The sequence below is a fragment of the Microbacterium sp. CFBP9023 genome, assembly GCF_034045055.1.
Classification (GTDB): domain Bacteria; phylum Actinomycetota; class Actinomycetes; order Actinomycetales; family Microbacteriaceae; genus Microbacterium.
The window spans coordinates 727,400-746,068 of the sequence record NZ_JAXCWI010000002.1 but is presented as its reverse complement, the minus strand read 5'-3'; the positions used below and the strand labels follow the sequence as shown (position 1 = coordinate 746,068).

Here is an 18,669-nt window from a genome sequence, read left to right as displayed (position 1 = left end):
TGCGACCGGAGTGACCTGTCTGACCACGGCTGAGCGGGTGGCGCGGTGAAGCCGGTCGACATCCGGCTGCTGCGGTATGCGAGCGCCGCCCGCGGATTCCTGCTGCTCTCCGGCGCGATCGGGGTCGTGCAGACCGCGGTGACCATCGCGTTCGCGTGGATGCTGACGGACGCCGTCACCGGCGCGCTCGCCGGGCGCGATGTCACGGCATCCCTGCTCTGGCTGCTCGGACTCGCGGCCCTGCGGGGCGTGCTGATCGCGGCCTCGGATGCCGCCGGGACCCGCGCCGCGGCGAAGACGGGCATGCAGCTGCGTGCCGCTCTGATCGCCGCCGTCGGCCGCTTGGGGCCCGGATGGCTCGCGCAGCGCAATCAGGCTGGCCTCGCCGTCACCGCAGGGCACGGGCTGGAGGCGCTCGACGCGTACTTCGCCCGGTACATCCCGCAGCTCGTGCTCACCGTCATCGCGACGCCGGTGCTTCTCGCGGTCATGTGGTGGCAGGACTGGCCGAGTGGACTGACGGCGCTCATCACGCTGCCGCTGATCCCGTTGTTCCTGATCCTCATCGGCATCGCGACCCGCACGGTGCAGCGCACGCAGTGGCAGACGCTGCAGCGACTCGCGGCACGGTTCGCCGACACCGTGCAGGGGCTCTCGACGCTGCGTCTGTTCGGGCGCGAGCGCCGGGCCGCCGCGCAGATCGAGCACACGGCCGACGAGTACCGTCGCGAGACCATGAAGGTGCTGCGGTTCTCGTTCCTGTCGGGCTTCTCGATGGAGTTGCTGGCTTCGATCGCGGTGGCTCTGATCGCGGTGGCGGTCGGATTCCGGCTGCTCTCGGGCGACCTGTCGCTCGAGGTCGGACTGTTCGTGCTGCTGCTCGCGCCCGAGGCGTTCCTGCCGATCCGCCAGGTCGGAGTGCAGTTCCATGCGGCAGCCGAGGGGGTTGCGGCGACCGAGGATGTGTTCGAGGTGCTCGACGCGGCCGGGGCTCGGGAGGTCGGCGTTCACAATTCAGCACGGAACCGTGGCACGGTGTCGGGAGAAGAGCTGAGCGCTGGTTTTGGCCGTGTTCATGCTGAATTGCGAACGGGCGACGCGCGAGACCTCGTCGTCTCCGGTCTGCGCGTGCGCGATCTGCCGCCGGTCTCCTTCACAGCCGAGCCGGGAACCATCACGCTGATCGAGGGGCCGAGCGGCGCAGGCAAGTCGAGTCTGCTCGCGGCTCTGCGCGGTGCCGTCGAGTTCGAAGGTTCGGCTGCGGTCGCCGGAGTCGATGTGCGAGGTCGCGCGCCGTCGGAGTGGCTGGCCTGGAGCGGACAGCGCCCTCAGCTGAGTCGCGGCACGATCGCCGCGAATGTGGCGCTGGGGGATCCGGCACCGGATGCCGACGGCATCCGCCGTGCCCTGGATGAGGCGTGCGCGAACGACCTCGACCCTGCGCTCGAGCTGGGTGTGCAGGGCAGCGGGCTCTCGGGCGGACAGGCGCAGCGGGTCGCGGTCGCGCGGGCGCTGTATCGCCAGGCGCAGCGCCCCGACGCCGTGCTGGCGCTCGATGAACCGTCCAGTGCCTTGGACCCGGAGACCGAGCAGCGTCTGTGGAACTCACTGCGTGCGAGGGCGGATGCCGGGGCGACGGTGCTGCTCGTCTCGCACCGCCGGTCGGCACGGGACGTGGCCGATCAGGTCGTCGAACTGGGGGTGGGCGTGTGAGCGGCGCCAGCTCCGCCGCGCGTGTGCGCGGCATCCTGCGTCTCGCGCAGCCGCCGATGCGTCGCTTCCTCCCCGGCGCGATCTGGGGTTTCCTGTCGGCGGGCGCCGCGGTGAGCCTGCTCGCGGTGAGCGGCTGGCTGATCGTCAGCGCATCGATCGTCGACTCTCTCGTGCCGCTGTCGATCGCGGTGGTCGGGGTGAGGTTCTTCGCGGTGTCTCGTGCGGTGACCCGGTATCTGGAACGGCTGAGCGGCCACGATGCGGCGCTGCGTCAGCTCGCCTCGACACGCGCCGACATGGTGCGGCGCCTCACTCCGCTGTCGCCTGCCGGACTCGGACGAACCGACCACGGTCGCGTGCTCTCGGCCCTCGTCGACGATGTCGAGAACCTGCAGAACCTGCCGCTGCGGGTTGTGCAGCCGCTCGCAGTCTCGGGGCTCGTCGCCCTCGGCGCCGTCGGATTCCTGGCGTTCGTGTCGCTGCCGGCCGCACTCACTCTCTCCGCATGCCTCGTGGTAGCGGCCGCTGCGGCGATCGGACTGGGGTGGGTGTTCGGCTCTCGGGCCGAGGCCGCCGTCTCCCGCCGTCGCGGCGACCTCTCCGCCGCGCTGACCGACTACTTCGGCACGCTCGATGTGCTGCTCGCCTATGGAGCCGAGCCGCAGGCCCGCGAGCGGGTGCGGCAGGCGGATGCCGAGCTGCGCCGCGCCGTGAGCACGGCATCCCTGGCGCAGGCGATCGCGGCCGGCGTCGTGTCAGCGGTCGCGGGCGCGGCGTCGGTCTGGGCGCTGGCTGTCGCGGCTCCCGGGCTGACGACCGGGGCGATCGACGGACCCTGGCTCGCCGTGGCCGTGCTCGTTCCCATGGTCGTGTTCGAGGTCTTCGGCGCCGTGCCGATCGCCGCGGCATCCTGGCGCAGCGTGCGTTCGAGTGCCGAGCGCATCGTCGACGTGCTGCCGGCGGAGATGCCGGCCGAGCTGAGGTCGGACGACGGCGAGGATGTGACGATCGTCGGAGTTCCCGCGCTGCGACTCCGTGATGTGCGCGCGTGGTGGCCCGGGGGGACGCCGGCGCTCCGAGGAGTCGACCTGGACCTGCGTCCGGGAGAGCGTGTGCTGGTGGCCGGTCCGAGCGGGGCGGGCAAGAGCTCGCTCGCTGCCGCGCTCGTGGGGTTCCTGCGGATCGAGGGGGAGTATTCCGTCGGAGGCATGAATGCGGCGGAACTCTCCGGTCCCGCGTTGCGACGCACGATCGGGCTGTGCGAGCAGAGTCCACAGCTGTTCGACGAAGACATCCGCCAGAACCTGCTGTTCGCCCGAGACTCCGCGACCGACGATGAGCTGCTCACGGTGCTCGACCGCGTCGGCCTCGGCGCCTGGGTGCGCGAGCGGGGCGGACTGGATGCGCGGGTCGGCGACCGCGGCGGACTCGTGTCCGGCGGGCAGGCGCAGCGGATCGCTCTGGCTCGCGCGCTGCTCAGGGGCTTCCCGGTGCTGGTGCTCGACGAGCCGACCGCGGGCGTCGACCCCGATGCATCCGATGCGCTGCTGCGCGACCTGCTGCACGCGGCGGGGGAGCAGTCGGTGCTGCTGATCTCGCACGTCGCCCCGCCCGCGGGCACCGTCGACCGGGTCGTGCGGTTGGAGGATGGGCGCACGGTCGCGGAGTAGTCCGGCGGCTGTCGGCGTCCTGGGGCGTCTTCTCGCCGCTACCCCCGGGCACAGTGTCGGACGTCTAGGGCGGCGTGCCCTGGCATCCGTTCGTCCGTTCGGTGTGTCGGGGGTGGAGTCCGACGTCGTGCCGGGGTTCGGGAATGACAGGCCCGCCCGGTGTCGTGTCGGCGACCGTGTGCAGGACGGAAGCACCGATGTCGGTTCAGAACCGCGTTCTGGTCCTGCATACGTGCATCGGTCCTGCAGACGGACGCCAGCCCGGCCGAGGTCAGATGCCGGACCTATCGGGGCGGGGCTCCGTCATCATGCCCGACCGAGGAAGCGCGGAGGTCAGACGCTGAGGTCGGCGCGCGGTTCCATCACGATGCCCTGCGCCTCGAAGACGCGGCGGCGCTCTTCGATGCGACGGTGGAGTTCGACCTGTGCGTCGTCGACGAGCTGCGGGTCGAGGTCGACGGTCGCCGGGTGCGGGTCGCCGTGGTTCGCCTCGATGTAGGCGTCGAGCTCGGGACCCGACGTCCACGAGGTGATGAGGGCGTACCGCGGGGTCGTGCCGCGGTGCCAGACCGCGTGCCAGAAGCGCTGGGTGTCGACGATGATGCGGGATCCCTCGCGCAACGGCAGGCGGATCTCGGTCGCCGGGTCGAAGCGGTCGGAGCGCAGGAGAAGCAGCGAATCCGTGTCATCGGACAGGTTGTAGTAGCCGCGCACGACCCAGCCGGTGCCGTCTTCGTTGAGGCGGTTGTTGTCGTCCTGGTGCAGGTTGTAGACGGCATCCGCGTAGTCGTTGGGCTGCAGTTCGATGACGCGGCAGCGGCCGACTCCGGCGCCCGGCTCGAGGGCGCGTCGCTGCAGGGTCGGGGCGATCGCGACCTGCGACTCGACCCACACGCCGTCCTTGTCGGTGCGGGGAGGGGTCTGGTTCCAGAAGCCGTTGCATTCGATCGCGCCGGCGTAGCTGGCGAGCGGGGCGAAGCGGGTGACGCCCGACGAGCGCCAGCCGATGTACTCGAGATCGAGCCACTCCGCGGGATCGGACGCCTGATCGTGGTCATCGAGCACGACGTAGCCGGTCTCTGCCAGCGCCTCCGATGTGATGAAGCCCATTGCGTCCCCTCCGTGCCTCGACTCCGCGGCGCACCCTGCGACGGATGCCTTTAGGACAGCCTAACTTGGAGGCGCGGCGTTCGTCCGAGAGGCTGCCGGAGAAAACACGCGCCGATAACCTGGATGCATGACTCACCCGCAGGGTGCCCTCCTCGTGGGCAGTGTGAACTTCGACGACGCCGAGACCACGATGCGCACCGCCGCCGAACTGCTGGGTCCGCGACTCCGCCGCATCCCCGACGGTGAGGTCGGCAAGCGATTCCACTGGATCATGTTCCAGCCCGACGTGCTCGGCGAGGCCGACGGCATCGAGCGCATCGGCGACGAGCCCATCCCGTTCAGGGCCGGCATCGACGCTCGACCGCTGCGCATCGCCGACGGGGTGGACGCGGCGAGCATCCAGCTCCCGCCGCTGGGATATGCGGATGCCGCGATCGAGTCGTATGCGATCTTCTCGCGCCTGCGTGACAAGGGCGTCGTACCTGCCGCGACCCGCTTCCAGGTCTCACTTCCGACGACGGTCGCGGTCGTCTCGTCGTTCTTCTTCGGCGATGACCGCGCCGCCATCGATCCGGTCTACACCGCCGCGCTGCGGCGCGAGGTCGACAGCATCCTCGCGGCGATCCCGCATGACGACCTCGCGATCCAGTGGGACGTGGCGAGCGAGATGGGGATCATCGAGGCCGCGCCGGCGTTCGGGCGGGTCATGGACGTGTGGTGGGAGGGCGACCCGTTGCCCGGTCTCGTCTCGCGCCTCGCGGCACTGATCGACGCCGTGCCGGCCGACGTCGAGGTCGGAGTGCACCTCTGCTACGGAGACGTCGCCGAGAAGCACTTCTTCGAGCCGACGGATGCGGCGAACCTCGTCCGCTACGCGAACGCCGTGATCGCCGCATCGGTCCGCACGCTGACCTGGCTGCACCTGCCCGTGCCGATCGAACGCGATGACGAGGCGTACTTCGCGCCCCTCGCCGACCTCGCGTACGACGGTGAGCTGTACCTGGGGCTCGTGCACCGGGAAGACGGCGCGGAGGGAGCGGAGCGGCGCATCGCCGTGGCCCAGCGCTTCGCTCCGCAGTTCGGCGTCGCGACGGAGTGCGGCATCGGCCGGGCCCCCGAGGGGACGACCGACGGCATCCTGCGCACGCACGCGGAGGTCGCCGCCGCCTGGTGATCCGGTGCTGACCCACTCGATTCGCGCCGTGGCGCGGGTTGTCGTAAGCTAGTCCGCGGTGACGTGTCCGAGCGGCCGAAGGTGCAACTCTCGAAAAGTTGTGTAGGGTAACCCCCTACCGTGGGTTCAAATCCCACCGTCACCGCCACCACGAAGGCCCCGACTCCCTTGCAAACACTGGGATGCGGGGCCTTCGTTCTGTCTGGAGCGACGGTCGCGGTAACGCAGCAGTAACGGGCGCTGACTCAGGTTGTCGCCGGTACTTGGCTGAGCGGGGCGGTGGTCCAGTCGTTACGTCTTGAATCGCCCTGCAGGGCGAGAGGGATACAGGGCATCGCGGCGGCAAGACAGCCAGGCGAGCTTTCACGGCTAAGGGTGCAGGCTCTCATCGGGGTCCGTGGCGCGCCATGAGGTGAATTGGACCGTCAGGCCGCTTCGCGTGGGCGCGCAGCAGAATGGCCCAGCCGATACGACCGCGTCCGGGTCGAGAGGTGTGACGCGGACCAGTCGCCAGGGTTCCTCGTCGACGCGAGCGCGCAGCGTGACCGCGTCGCCTGAGCGGCTTGCGCGGATGGTGACCAGACGTCCATGCCACTCCGCCACGGGGGCGAGTGACCAGTCCGACGAGCCGCGCGTGGCCACTGCCCCAAGGCTGTCTACATCGTCGCTGCGCTCGATTCCGGACTTGATCCAGGTTTCCGCGTCGGCGCGGATGAAGAGGCCGGCCTGATCGAACTGGGCGGAGAAGTCTGACCGGAACGTGACCTCGATGGCGCTCTCCGGAGGAAAGGTCCTGAGGAGAGCATGCTCGCTGTCATGGATGAAACCATACGAGGTGATGCGCCAGGCGTCGCTGCCTTCGTGCGCCGTGACGAAGAGCCCGTCAGGCCGTATCTCTTGCCTGACGGGCGGCGTCGTCCAGGTTCCTGTTCTCCAGTCGATGTCAGTCATCATCTGCCTTCCTTATCGTCCGAGCGGGTCCGAGTGTTCACCAGGGACGCGGCCACGGTCGGTTGAGCTGAGGTCAGGACCCGCGTAACGGCGCGAACGACCTCCGTTGCTTCCCGGGGGTGATCGTCAAGAGAACGGTGTATCGATAGCCCCTCGATGAGCGCATCCACGATGCGTGCAGTCTCGGGATCGAAGTGCCGCTCGAGCGCAGTTCGGCTGCGCTTCATCCATTCAGTGGTGATGACGCGGTAGCCGGGGTCGCGGGCGGCGAGCGTGTAGATCTCGTGCGAGATGACAAGCTCGCGTGTACTCCGGAAGACGTCTCCGAGAATGATCTCGATGACGGCTTCGCGGGCGGACTCTGCGTCCGTCGCTGAGGTCATCCGTTGTTCGAAACGCTCACTAATCTCGCTGGCGAAGCAAGTGAGTGCTTCATGTAGCAACTCGTCGATCCCAGTGAAGTAGTAGGTCATGGATCCGAGTGGCACTTTGGCGGCCTCAGCGATGCGGCGATGGGAGGTGCCAGCGATACCGGACTCGGCGATGACATCCAGGCAGGCGGCCACGATCCGATCTCGACGATCCGGGTCGTTCCGTCGCCCGTATCGGGTTCCGGTCTCAGTGGTCATCGGGCGAGCCGATCTGCTTGATCACTCTGGCTGGGTTGCCAACGGCGACGACGTTCGACGGAATGTGCCGCGTGACTACGGACCCGGCACCGATGACGGTGTTCTCGCCGATTGTCACCCCGGGGCATACGATGACTCCTCCGCCGAGCCACACATTGTCGCCGATGATGATCGGCTGGGCGGCCTCGAGCTTGTCTCGACGCATCGCTGGATCGATAGGGTGCGTCGGTGTCAGCAGCTGCACGTTCGGCCCGATCTGGCAGTCTGCGCCGATCGTGATCTGAGCAACATCGAGGGCTGTCAGGTTGAAGTTCACGAAGGTGCGCGCACCGATTGAGATGTGGTCGCCGAAATCGACGTGGAGTGGAGGGCGGATCGACACTCCCTCGCCGAGATAGCCGATCAGGTCTGCGAGAGAAACTCGAGCCGCGGAATCACCGGAGATTGTTTGGCGAAAGTACAGGTCTGCGAGGCGGCTGGCCCGTTCGGATCGGGTGATGAGTTCGGGGTCATCGAAAATGTAGAGATCGCCGGCGAGCATCCGCTCCCGATGCGTGCGGCCATCCCCCGTGAAGTAGTTGCTCATGGGCCAAGAGTAACCATAATGCGTACGATCGTCCGCATCTTTCGTGCTCAGGCGACGCTGGGCCGTATAGCGATCACACACTTGTTGACTATGAAAGAGCTGCCTTGGCAACTCGCCTTGGTTTGCTAGGTTCAGAGCTAGCGCGCGCAGGCGCACAGCGGGAGGCATCGTGGCAGTACAGCGCAAGGAGCGCAGGACGACAGCGGCGGATGTCGCAAAGTCTGTGGGGCTTTCGCGCGCCACCGTGGGTTTCGTGCTCAACGACACCCCAGGGCAGACGATTCCGGAGGTGACGCGGCAGCGCGTGCTTGCCGAGGCGAAGAGGCTGGGATACCGGCCCCACACGGCCGCTCGCGCTCTCGCGAGTGGCCGATCTCAACTTGTTCTCCTGGTCTTGCCGGACTGGCCGATGGACTTCAGCCTTAGACGCAATATCGAAGAGGCATCTCTTGCGCTCGACGAGGCCGGGTACGCGCTGATCACCTACACGCCCCATCCCACGGGGGCGGCACGTCCTCTGTGGGAGGTGCTGCAACCAGACGTGGTGATGTCCCTGCAGCCACTGACAGACGAGCAGATCGGCGGCATTCGCGCTGCAGACATCTCGCGCATCGTTCCCAATCCGGCGACAGTGGCCGCCGAACAGCGCTGGGTCGAGGAGGGGCCGAGGCTGCAGATCACGCATCTCGCTGACGAGGGTCACCGGCAGATTCTCTTTGCCGGGTTGCGAGATCCACGCCTCGCCGATCTGGTAGAGAGCCGGTTTCGTAGCGCAACAGAGGCTGCCAATCGCCTATCGCTGCAGCCGCTCAGGCGCGCAGACATAGACCATCTGGATCCCGATATCGGCGATCTGGTGCGCTCATGGCGGGAAGAAGGAGTGACCGCGGTGGCGGGGTACAACGACGATGTCGCCGCCACCGTCGTTGGTGCGGCGCTGCGCGCGGGAATGGCGGTGCCGCAGGACCTGGCGGTCATCGGGCACGACGATACCCCCACTGCTTCAATGATTCACCCGCAGTTGTCCACCATTCGCGTCGATACGGCCGGACTGGGGCGCTACATGGCGGCTCTCGCATTGAGTGCAATCGACGAGACGGCGCCGCCGACTGCGGGACCGGAGTTCACGGCGACTCTCATCGCCCGCGCGTCCACTGTCGGCCAGGGCTGACGTTCGGAGGGTCTCTCACCTCCAAAGCCGCGGTGCGGTCGCGCGACGCACGAGTGGACCCGGATCACTTGCACGCGCTAGTGAATCGTAGTAGCGTCTAGCCATCACTAGCGCGTGCAAGTAACGCGTTTACCCAGACGCGGTCGAGCTTGCCGCACAGACAACGGAGTCTTCATGAATCAGCCAGCTGATCGCCCCTCCACGGAGCCCCTCGTTCTTGCCTCCGCTCAGGCGGCACCCATGCCACCCGCCGCAGACCTGAACACCTTCAACGTTGAGATTCCGCCGGTTGCCGAACTTGCCCCGGTCGGTGCCAAGTACATCTGGTTCATGGTTCTCGCCCAGTTCGGCGTATTCGTGGCCTTCATCACGCCGCTGGCGATCTCCCTGTCGATCCGGATCGCTGAGCTCGCTCCAAACAACCAGGAGTTCCTCGCCTACATCACAGGGGCTGGCGCATTCGCGGCCATGATCTCCTCCCCGTTCCTGGGGATCGCAAGCGACCGGACTCGTAGCCGCCTCGGCCGTCGCCGCCCCTACATGATTGGCGGCGCGATCCTCGGCATGGTGTCGTTGCTGGTGATGGCGACCGCTCCGAGCGTCCTGCTGCTGGGCGCAGGATGGGTGTTGGCTCAGATCGGGTGGGGCCAGGTCCTCAACAACCTGCTGTTCTCCATGGCGGACAACCTCCCCGAACAGCAACGAGGAAAGGTCGCCGGCCTCACAGGATTCGCCACCCAGGTCGCCCCCGTCGTCGGTGTTGTAGTCGCAGGCGGGTTTGCCACCCAGAACATCCTGCTCTTCCTCATCCCTGGCTTCATCGGGCTCGTGTTCGTCCTGCTCTTCGTGCTCTTCATCCGGGAGAGCGACAGCCGCACCATGGCTCGCCAGCCGCGCCTGCACATCGGCACCCTGCTGAGCAAGTTCCTGTTCAACCCTCGCAAGCATCAGGACTACGCGTGGGCGTGGCTGGGGCGCTTCCTGTTCTACTTCGGCCTGACCCTCAACACGACATTCACTGCGTTCTTCTTCGCCCAGCGCCTTGGCGTGGACGTCACTGAGGTGGCACCGACACTCGCCATCCTCTCGCTGCTGGGAATCGGGGCGACCACCATCGGCGCGGTGGGTGGCGGCTTCCTGTCAGACAAGCTGCGTCGTCGACGCGTCTTCGTCACTACCGCAGGCATCCTCTTCGGTGCGGGTGCCATCGTGATGGCGCTGTCGACGGACGTTGTGGGGCTGATGGCAGGCTCGCTGCTGTGCTCGGTGGGTATCGGGGCATTCGCCGCCGTTGACCAAGCGCTGATTCTCGACGTTCTTCCGTCACGAGAGACGGACACCGGCCGCTTCATGAGCATCATCGGCTTCGCGACCTCCCTCCCGCAGGCCGTCGCTCCGCTCGTCGCGCCCATCTTCCTCGCGATCGGCGTTACGGCAGCAGGCGAGAAGAACTACCTCCTGCTCTACATCGTCGCCGCTGCTTTCACCATTGCCGGAGGAATCGTTGTCCTCCGCATTCGCGGCGTGAAGTAGCACCGAGACCGCTCCGCCTTCTTGACCAGACCCGCGCCTCGTTACCCAAGAGAGTCCCGATCATGACCACAGCTTGGACCGCCGCGTTCATCACCCCCGCCTCAACCACCGGTGTCACGGATGAACCCGCGTCCTATCTTCGTCGCGAGTTCCACGTCAGCGAGCAGCCCATCCGGGCGACTCTGCACGTGACTGCGCTCGGGCTCGTGGAGCCTCACCTGAACGGGGCGGTTGTCGGCGATGAGGTTCTCGCGCCGGGCTGGACGTCCTACCGGCACCGGCTGGTGGTCAGTACTCACACAGTCACCGATCAGATCCGGGCCGGTGCGAACGCTCTCGGAGCCGTCTTGGGCGAGGGGTGGGCTCTGGGGCGCCTGGGGTGGGAGGACCGTCGGAATCACTACGCCGATCGTCCCGCACTGTGGTTGCAGCTCGAGCTTGAATACCCGGACGGCTCTGTCGAGGTCATCCGCACGGACTCGGAGTTCACCTCCCACGCGGGCGGCGTGCGAGAGAACAGCATCTACGACGGTGAGGCGTTCGATGCGCGCCTGGAACCCGTCGGATGGGATCTTCCCGGATTCGATGACAGCGAGTGGGGGGCCACGGAAGAGTTCGACTGGCCTGTGGAATCGCTGGTCTCGCCCGCCGCGGAACCGATTCGTCGCATCGAGGAGCTCGCGCCTGTCGAGATCCTGACGACGCCCCAGGGACGCACGGTGGTGGATTTCGGACAGAACATCTCCGGTTGGGTGCGCCTGAAGGTCGAGGGTACGACGGGCTCCACCATCACACTGCGTCACGCGGAAGTCCTCTTCGACGGTGAGGCCGACTTCGAGACCTTGCGCACGGCGAAAGCCACCGACTCCTACACGCTCCGCGGAGACGGTATCGAAGAATGGGAACCCCGGTTCACCTTCCACGGATTCCGCTACCTGCAGCTCGACGGCTGGCCCGGCGAGCTCACGGCCGACAGTGTGCGCGCCGTGGTCGTCCACTCCGATATGACGCGAACGGGCTGGTTGGAGACGTCGAACCCGCTGCTGAATCAACTGCATTCCAACGCTGTCTGGTCGATGCGTGACAACTTCGTCGGAGTGCCCACGGACTGCCCCCAGCGCGACGAACGGCTGGGCTGGACGGGCGACATCAACGCGTTCGCACCGACAGCGGCGTTCCTGTACGACGTCCGCGGGGTGCTGGGGTCTTGGCTGAAAGACCTCGCGGTCGAGCAGCAAGAGAAGGGGTTCGTTCCGTGGGTGGTGCCCGACGTGCTGTCCACGCCGTCATCTCCGACGGCCCTGTGGAGTGACGTCGCGGTGAGCTTGCCCTGGACTCTGTACCGCGAGTACGGGGACGAGACTATCCTCGCCGATGCGTATGAATCCATGACGACCTTCATCCGTCAGGTCGCCGACCTTCTTGACGACAACGGGTTGTGGAGTACGGGCTTCCAATATGGGGATTGGCTAGACCCGGATGCTCCCGCCGACAACCCTGCGGGGGGCAAGACGGACCGACACCTCGTTGCGGCCGCGTACCTGTATCGCACGACCCGCGAGATGGCGGACACGGCCCAGGTCCTCGGACGCGCCGATGACCACGCGGAGTTCACCTCGCTGGCCGCACGCGTCCGGACCGCGTTCCTCAACGAATACGTCACGGCGACGGGTCGTGTGGTCAACGAGAGCGCCACAGCGTACGCCCTCGCCATCACGTTCGATCTGCTCAGCGCGGACCAGATGGCGCACGCCGGAGACCAGCTCGCGAAGATAGTCGCCCGTGCCGGGTACCGGATCTCCACGGGCTTCGCGGGGACCCCGCTCGTCACCGACGCCCTCACCGCCACCGGCCACCTGGACGAGGCGTACCTGCTGCTCCTGGAGACCAGCGCCCCGTCCTTCCTCTATCCGGTGACGATGGGTGCGACCACGATCTGGGAGCGCTGGGACTCCATCCGACCCGACGGCAGCGTCAACCCCAGCGGCATGACCTCCCTCAATCACTACGCTCTGGGCGCTGTGGTCGACTGGATGCACCGCACCATCGGAGGCCTCACCGCCACCGAACCGGGATACCGCGCCGTGAGGATCGCACCGCAGCCCGGCGGAGAGCTCACCTCTGCACGGTTGCGTCACACCACCCGATACGGCGACATCTCAGTGGCCTGGGCGAAGAACGCTGACCTGGTCACCGTGGACGTGACGATTCCGGAGGGCACAACCGGTGATGTGGTCCTTCCCTGGCACCCGGAAGGGCTGACCGCACCCATCGCTGCGGGGGAGCACCACTGGGAGTACCAGATCGTTGAGGATGCCGCCGGTGTCGCGCTGTCGTTGGCCTCGACGTTGCGTGAAGTCGCCGATGACGCCAGGGCGTGGCGTGCATTCACCGACGTGTTCGCCCGCCACTACCCGGGCATCCCGCTGGATGCCAAAGCCCCGGAAGCTGCAGCACTGCCCATCAGCACCCTCCTGGACTATGTCCCCGGCGCATCCGCGGAGTTCCGCTCCGAGATCGAAGCGTCACTGATCACCTCCTCGAATGGACTTCCCGCATGACTGTCGACATCAGCACTCTCACCCTCGAGCAGAAGGCCTCTCTCCTCTCCGGGCAGGACTTCTGGTCCTCGCAGCCCATCCCGGAGGCGGGAATCCCATCCATTGTGCTGACCGATGGGCCGCACGGCATCCGTCGCCAGGACGCCGAATCCGACCACCTCGGAATCAATGACGCCCTGCCCTCCACCTGCTTCCCGCCGGCGGTGGCCGTGGGATCCAGCTGGGATCCCCAGATCGCCGCGCAGGTCGGGGCAGCGGTCGGGCGCGAGGGTCTCGCGTTCGGGATCGGGGTCGTCCTCGGCCCTGGCGTGAACATCAAGCGGTCTCCGCTATGCGGGCGCAACTTCGAGTACTACTCGGAGGACCCCCTGCTCTCCGGCGTACTGGCGACAGCTCACGTGAACGCCATGCAGGACGTGGGCCCGGGCGCTTCCGTGAAGCACTTCGCCGCGAACAACCAGGAGCACGAGCGGATGCGGATCAGCGCCGATGTCGACGAGCGCACCCTTCGTGAGATCTACCTTCCCGCGTTCGAGCGGGTCGTCACCGAAGCCGCCCCCGCGACGGTGATGGCCTCGTACAACAAGATCAACGGCGTGTACGCGTCTCAGAACCGGTGGCTGCTCACCGACGTGCTCCGCACCGAATGGGGATTCCAAGGCGCCGTCGTCTCTGACTGGGGCGCAGTCAGCAACCGCGTCGCGGGCGTCGCCGCGGGCATGGATCTGGAGATGCCCGGCAACGGTGGCGGCACAGACCAGGAGATCGTCGACGCCGTGCGCGACGGGAGTCTGGACGAGGGGCTCGTCGACGAGTCGGTCCGTCGGGTGCTCGCTCTTACCACGCGCCACCAGAAGTCGCGCGGGGTCGTGGACATGGACGCCCATCACGCCCTGGCGCGAACGCTGGCTGCAGATTCCATCGTGCTCCTGAAGAACGAAGCCAACGCCCTGCCTGTCGCCGCTGTTTCGCGGATTGCGGTGATCGGCTCGTTCGCGACTGACCCGCGATTCCAGGGAGGTGGCAGCTCGCACATCAACGCCGCACGTACCGACGCGGCGTTGGACACCATCCGCGACCATGCGCTCGAGCGCGGCGCCACCGTTGAGTACGCCACCGGGTTCCTTCTCGCAGACGATGGTGACGCGAACGCTCGCCGCGCAGAGGCAGCATCAACCGCTGAACGTGCAGATATCGCCATCGTGTTCGCGGGCCTGAGCGACCGTGAGGAATCGGAAGGGTTCGACCGCGAAACCCTGCAGCTTCCCGCCGCCCAGATCGACGTCATCAAAGCGGTCGCAGCGGTCGCTCCGCGCACCGTGGTGGTCCTGTCCAACGGTGGGGTGGTGTCCCTCGAAGGATGGCACGACGACGTCGATGCCATCGTCGAAGGATGGCTGCTCGGACAGGCCGGGGGATCGGCCATCGCAGACGTGCTGTTCGGCGTGGTGAATCCGTCCGGTCATCTCGCGGAGACGATTCCTCTGCGTCTGGAGGACAACCCCAGCTGGAACAACTTCCCCGGTGAGCAGGGACACGTCCGCTACGGCGAGGGCGTGATGGTCGGGTATCGGCACTATGAGACTTCGGGTACCCCGGTGCGGTACCCGTTCGGGCACGGACTCTCCTACACGACATTCGTCACGACCGGACTGGAGGTTGAACAGACTGGCCCGGACACCACGACCGTCTGTGTGACCGTCACGAACACCGGCGCGAGGACCGGCAAGCACGTGGTGCAGTTGTATGTGGCCACCGATACCGGGCCGATCCGCCGTCCCGCGCGGGAGCTGCGCTCCTTCGCAAAGATCAGCCTGGCGCCGGGCGACACGGAGACCGTCGAACTCACGCTCGGTCGACGCGCGTTCGCCTACTGGGACATCGAAGTGGGGGACTGGGTCGTGCCGGCGGGGGAGTACCGCATCCAGGTCGGGGAGAACGTATCCAGCATCGTTGCGGAGCGCTCCGTCACGTTGGAGGGAGACGTCATCATCCGCGCCCTCACGATGGACTCGACTGTCGGAGACTGGTTCGCCCACCCGGTCGTCGGACCCGCCCTCATGGCGGGAATGGCCGACGGCATGACCGAGGAGCAGGCGCAGCAGGCGGAGCAGAATCTTGACGCGCTGAAGATGGTCGAGTCGATGCCGATGCAGCAGTTCCTCACATTCACCAACGGGGCGTTCCCGCTCGAGATGCTGGAGCAGCTCATGGCCCTCAGCACGGACGAACCCGCGAACGCATGACCGCGCAAGCAACGACCATCACCGATCTCGATTGAACGGAATCATCATGTCCCGCCTCGACAGCAAGTCCATCATCGTCACCGGTGCCGCCTCCGGAATCGGACGCGGCACGGCGCTGCGTCTTCTCGACGAAGGTGCCCGCGTCGCCGCTCTCGATCTCAACGACGACACGCTCACCGCTCTCGTGGAAAGCGTGCCTGCAGAACACCGGGACCGCCTGTTCACCCACCGCGTCGACATCGCCGATGAGGAGTCGGTGAAGACGGCTGTTGCCGCGGCTCTCGCCGAGTTCGGGTCAGTCGACGCGCTGGTGAACGCCGCCGGCATCCTCTTCGGAGACCACACCCATGAGGTCACCCTGGAGCGGTGGAACAAGATCATCAACGTCAACCTCACCGGGACGTTCCTTGTCACACGAGAAGCGTTGCCGAGTCTGACTGCGAACCCGGGAGGCGTCATCATCAACTTCGCCTCGACGTCCGCGTTCTTCGCCCACCCGTACATGGCCGCGTACTCCGCGTCAAAGGGCGCCATCGCAGCGTTCACGCACTCCATCGCTCTCGAGTACGCAAAGCAGGGGCTGCGGGCGATCAGCGTCGTCCCCGGAGGTATCACAAGCGGAATCACCAGCACCACCGCCCAGAACCTTCCGGCCGACACCGACTGGTCTCTGTTCACCAACCTCCAGGCTCGCCTCGGCAACGGCTCTCAGGGGACGCCGGATAACGTCGCGGGGATCATCGCAACCCTGATCTCTGACGACGGTGCCTTCATCACTGGAACCGAAGTTCGCATCGACGGCGGCGCACACATGTAGGGCGGTCATGGCTCGAGAGGCGCCGTGGTAGCGACGAGAAAGCGGGACCTGCCTGTCGCGAGTGCCTCGTCGGCGGATGGCCGGTCGATCGTGATCCCCAGAATGCGCGGGCAGGACAGTCCGGCGTCGGGTCTGGAGTCCACGACTGCCTGTTCTCTGGCCGTCAGCGGGCCCCGAGCCCGCGAGCCTACGGAGGCGGAACTCGCTCGATCGGAGTCGGCGATGAGTCACGCGTCGTGTCCGATCAGCCGGCGGCCACGCGGATGGCGGCGCGGATGCCGGCGAGATAGTCGTCAGGCTGCTCCCAGGCCGCGAAGTGTCCTCCGCGTCGGCGCACCGACCACTCGGTCACGGCGAAGAAGCGTTCGGCGAACTCGCGGGGCGCGTTGACGAGGTCTTTCGGGAACACCGTGAACACGGTCGGCGCCGCGATCTTCGGCCACGGTTTCGGTGCCGCCTCGGCGTACGGGGTGAACGAGGTGCCGATGCTCCGGCTGAACCAGTACGCGGAGATCCAGGTCAGGAGCTCGTCCCGGGTGAACACCGACTCGATGTCTCCGTCGTTGTCGGTCCATGACCGGAGTTTCTCGAGGATCCACGCGGCCAGGCCTGCCGGGGAGTCGCTGAGACCGACGGCGAGAGTGTGCGGTTTGGTGGACTGCTCGTGCATGTACCCGCCTTCCGCTGACTGCCACGCGTGCCCATGCCGGACGTAGCTCTTCTCCGCGGGCGACAGGTCCGCTGGTGGGTCGACGAGGAAGTGGTATTGGGACACGTCGGTGAGGTGGAGTGCGGCGACGGCATTCGGATTGTTCGCTGCGAGGGCCTCTGCCACGTCGCATCCGACATCCCCCGCAGAGACGATGTAGCGCTCGTACCCGAGATCGGCCATCGCGTCTGCGACGGCAGCCGCGATGTCCACGGATGACAGGCCGCCCTCGGGGATCGGGTGGGCGAACGGGAAGCCTGGGAGCGCCGGTGCGACGACGTTCACGTCATCGAGTCCTGGCAGGATCTTCTCGAAGCGGAGGACCGAGTCCGGCCACCCGTGCAGCAGCAGCACGGTGGCTTCGGCTCCGGCCGAGGGACGATGCACCACCCGCAGGCGGTGGCGCCCGCCGACGAGCTTCCAGCCCCAGTCGCGGATGCGGGCCTCGTGTGCCGTCCAGTCGTAGTCGGATGCCCAGTACTCGATCAGGCTCTGCAGATACTGCTCGTCCACGCCTCGCCCCCAGGACCGTCCTGGGGGCAGGGACGGCGTCCGGAAGCGCCGCAGCCGGGTGCGGAGGTCCTCGATGTCGTCGCGGGAGGTCTGGGGTGGTGCAGCGGTCGTGCTCATGGCTCTTCCTTCCGGGATCATCTGCCGGTCTGCGACGACCGAGCTGCGATTCGCATCTTTCCGAGCGTCTCCATTGTCGCGCGCAGCCCGTCGAGATGTGGATCAAGCCCGGGGAGCGAAACGCGACTACCGGTAAGTTTCGTGAGACAACCGGCAGCTCCTGCAGCGCGCTACTTACCCGACTTTTCGGGGGTGATCTGTTTCACTAACCGCCGGTTCGGAACGTCAGCGGCTGTCGGGGCCGGAGGTGAGGGACAACCGTAGAAGCGATAGTTGCGATAAGTGGTCTTATCGTCGGTAAACGGCCAGACAGGGAAGTAAGAAGGGGCTGAGCAGGTGAGAGCGCGTTTCCAGCGCTGGCGCGGGGTTCCAGCCCGACACGCGGACTTGATGCCGAAGCTGGGAGATCGCAGTACGGACGAGTCGAGTGCGCGTCTGATGTCTACGTTGGACCATGACTCAACGCGGATCGAGGTTGATGACTGTCCTCGGCGCGTCATCGGGGCTGGTGGGGGCGGCGACAGCCGTGCTGTTCTTCTTCCAGCCCTGGAGAAGCTGTCCCTACGAGGACACATCCGTCGGGTGCGCCATGCTGCCTAACGACGCGGCAGTGATGGTGATCGCGCTTGGTGTCGCCGTCGTTGGCGCCGGGGTGTTCCCTGTCGGCAGGCTTCTTTCTCGTCGATCCCAAGGTGTGCGTACTTCCTAGAGCATGTGTCCGGGCGCGCGTTCGCACTAAGCGCCGACCGTTTCGTCTGGAAGGATCGAAGAGTGCCCGAACCTGTCGATGTCACCAATGCTGATCACTACGTGTGGGGCGAGGTCTCCGACGGGTGGCGACTATCCGACAGTCCAGGGCTGTCGGTGATCGAGGAGCGAGTACCGGCCGGAGCCGGCGAAGAGTGGCACGTTCACGACACTGCGACGCAGTTCTTCTACGTGCTCGAAGGAACCGCTCAGATGCAGACAGCCGAGGGCGCCGTCGTCCTCGAGGCCAGGCAGGGGGTCGAGGTCCCGCCGGGGCTCGCGCACCGGTTCTTCAACCCTGGGGACACGGAGACGCGGTTCCTCGTGATCAGCACCCCGAACACACGAGGAGACCGACGCCCCGTCCACGTCGCGCTCTGAGCCGTACGCCTCGGATAGCGTGACCGAGTACGGTTCCACCA

At 66.7% G+C, this 18,669-nt stretch carries 14 protein-coding genes and 1 tRNA gene; 10 read left to right on the top strand and 5 right to left on the bottom strand.

Annotation, left to right across the window (positions count from 1 at the left end; translation table 11 throughout):
* Positions 1 to 45 precede the first annotated feature (45 nt).
* Together cydD and cydC are read left to right on the top strand one after the other, a co-directional pair.
* Positions 46 to 1,713, top strand: a complete 1,668-nt coding sequence (gene cydD, locus SOM10_RS14190) for a thiol reductant ABC exporter subunit CydD (RefSeq protein ID WP_320490643.1) — start codon at positions 46 to 48, stop codon at positions 1,711 to 1,713.
* Positions 1,710 to 3,383, top strand: coding sequence for a thiol reductant ABC exporter subunit CydC (cydC, locus tag SOM10_RS14185; RefSeq protein ID WP_320490641.1), 1,674 nt, complete (start codon positions 1,710 to 1,712; stop codon positions 3,381 to 3,383). Before cydD ends, cydC begins: the two co-directional genes overlap by 4 nt.
* Positions 3,384 to 3,716: 333 nt before the next feature.
* On the opposite strand, the gene SOM10_RS14180 is transcribed toward cydC, so the two are convergent.
* Positions 3,717 to 4,493: a hypothetical protein gene (locus tag SOM10_RS14180; protein WP_320490639.1), complete on the bottom strand. Its 777-nt coding sequence runs from the start codon at positions 4,491 to 4,493 to the stop codon at positions 3,717 to 3,719.
* A gap of 127 nt (positions 4,494 to 4,620) precedes the next feature.
* Here SOM10_RS14180 and SOM10_RS14175 point away from each other — a divergent pair, with 127 nt between their 5' ends.
* Together SOM10_RS14175 and SOM10_RS14170 are read left to right on the top strand one after the other, a co-directional pair.
* On the top strand, positions 4,621 to 5,667 hold the full coding sequence (locus tag SOM10_RS14175; RefSeq protein WP_320490638.1) for a hypothetical protein: 1,047 nt from the start codon (positions 4,621 to 4,623) through the stop codon (positions 5,665 to 5,667).
* 57 nt (positions 5,668 to 5,724) lie between these two features.
* Positions 5,725 to 5,815: transfer RNA gene (locus tag SOM10_RS14170), tRNA-Ser, on the top strand.
* Positions 5,816 to 6,036: 221 nt separating this feature from the next.
* Here SOM10_RS14170 and SOM10_RS14165 read toward each other — a convergent pair.
* From SOM10_RS14165 to SOM10_RS14155, 3 genes are read right to left on the bottom strand one after another with little or no spacing between them, the layout of a single operon-like run.
* Entirely contained in the window at positions 6,037 to 6,621 is a 585-nt protein-coding gene (locus SOM10_RS14165; RefSeq protein ID WP_320490636.1) for a DUF1349 domain-containing protein, read from the bottom strand.
* On the bottom strand, positions 6,618 to 7,247 hold the full coding sequence (locus SOM10_RS14160; RefSeq protein WP_320490634.1) for a TetR/AcrR family transcriptional regulator: 630 nt from the start codon (positions 7,245 to 7,247) through the stop codon (positions 6,618 to 6,620). Before SOM10_RS14160 ends, SOM10_RS14165 begins: the two co-directional genes overlap by 4 nt.
* Positions 7,237 to 7,833 (bottom strand): sugar O-acetyltransferase, encoded by a 597-nt coding sequence (locus SOM10_RS14155; protein ID WP_320490632.1) that lies wholly within the window; start codon positions 7,831 to 7,833, stop codon positions 7,237 to 7,239. The genes SOM10_RS14160 and SOM10_RS14155 overlap by 11 nt, the downstream gene beginning before the upstream one ends.
* Positions 7,834 to 8,002: 169 nt before the next feature.
* On the opposite strand from SOM10_RS14155, the gene SOM10_RS14150 reads away from it, so the two are divergent.
* From SOM10_RS14150 to SOM10_RS14130, 5 genes are all read left to right on the top strand, one after another.
* Positions 8,003 to 9,004, top strand: a complete 1,002-nt coding sequence (locus SOM10_RS14150) for a LacI family DNA-binding transcriptional regulator (RefSeq protein ID WP_230108984.1) — start codon at positions 8,003 to 8,005, stop codon at positions 9,002 to 9,004.
* A 240-nt stretch (positions 9,005 to 9,244) separates the two neighbouring features.
* The gene (locus SOM10_RS14145) at positions 9,245 to 10,537 is read left to right on the top strand and encodes an MFS transporter (RefSeq protein WP_230108985.1); all 1,293 of its coding nucleotides are present in this window, start codon (positions 9,245 to 9,247) and stop codon (positions 10,535 to 10,537) included.
* A 62-nt stretch (positions 10,538 to 10,599) separates the two neighbouring features.
* Positions 10,600 to 13,098, top strand: coding sequence for an alpha-L-rhamnosidase (locus tag SOM10_RS14140; RefSeq protein ID WP_320490626.1), 2,499 nt, complete (start codon positions 10,600 to 10,602; stop codon positions 13,096 to 13,098).
* On the top strand, positions 13,095 to 15,344 hold the full coding sequence (locus tag SOM10_RS14135; protein ID WP_320490625.1) for a glycoside hydrolase family 3 C-terminal domain-containing protein: 2,250 nt from the start codon (positions 13,095 to 13,097) through the stop codon (positions 15,342 to 15,344). The genes SOM10_RS14140 and SOM10_RS14135 overlap by 4 nt, the downstream gene beginning before the upstream one ends.
* A 46-nt stretch (positions 15,345 to 15,390) precedes the next feature.
* Positions 15,391 to 16,161 carry an SDR family oxidoreductase gene (locus tag SOM10_RS14130; protein ID WP_320490623.1) on the top strand — a complete coding sequence of 257 codons (771 nt, stop codon included), beginning with the start codon at positions 15,391 to 15,393 and terminating at the stop codon, positions 16,159 to 16,161.
* 244 nt (positions 16,162 to 16,405) lie between these two features.
* Here SOM10_RS14130 and SOM10_RS14125 read toward each other — a convergent pair whose 3' ends face one another.
* Positions 16,406 to 17,500, bottom strand: coding sequence for an alpha/beta fold hydrolase (locus SOM10_RS14125; protein ID WP_320490621.1), 1,095 nt, complete (start codon positions 17,498 to 17,500; stop codon positions 16,406 to 16,408).
* A 771-nt stretch (positions 17,501 to 18,271) separates the two neighbouring features.
* Here SOM10_RS14125 and SOM10_RS14120 point away from each other — a divergent pair.
* The gene (locus tag SOM10_RS14120; protein ID WP_320490619.1) at positions 18,272 to 18,628 is read left to right on the top strand and encodes a cupin domain-containing protein; all 357 of its coding nucleotides are present in this window, start codon (positions 18,272 to 18,274) and stop codon (positions 18,626 to 18,628) included.
* Positions 18,629 to 18,669 lie beyond the last annotated feature (41 nt).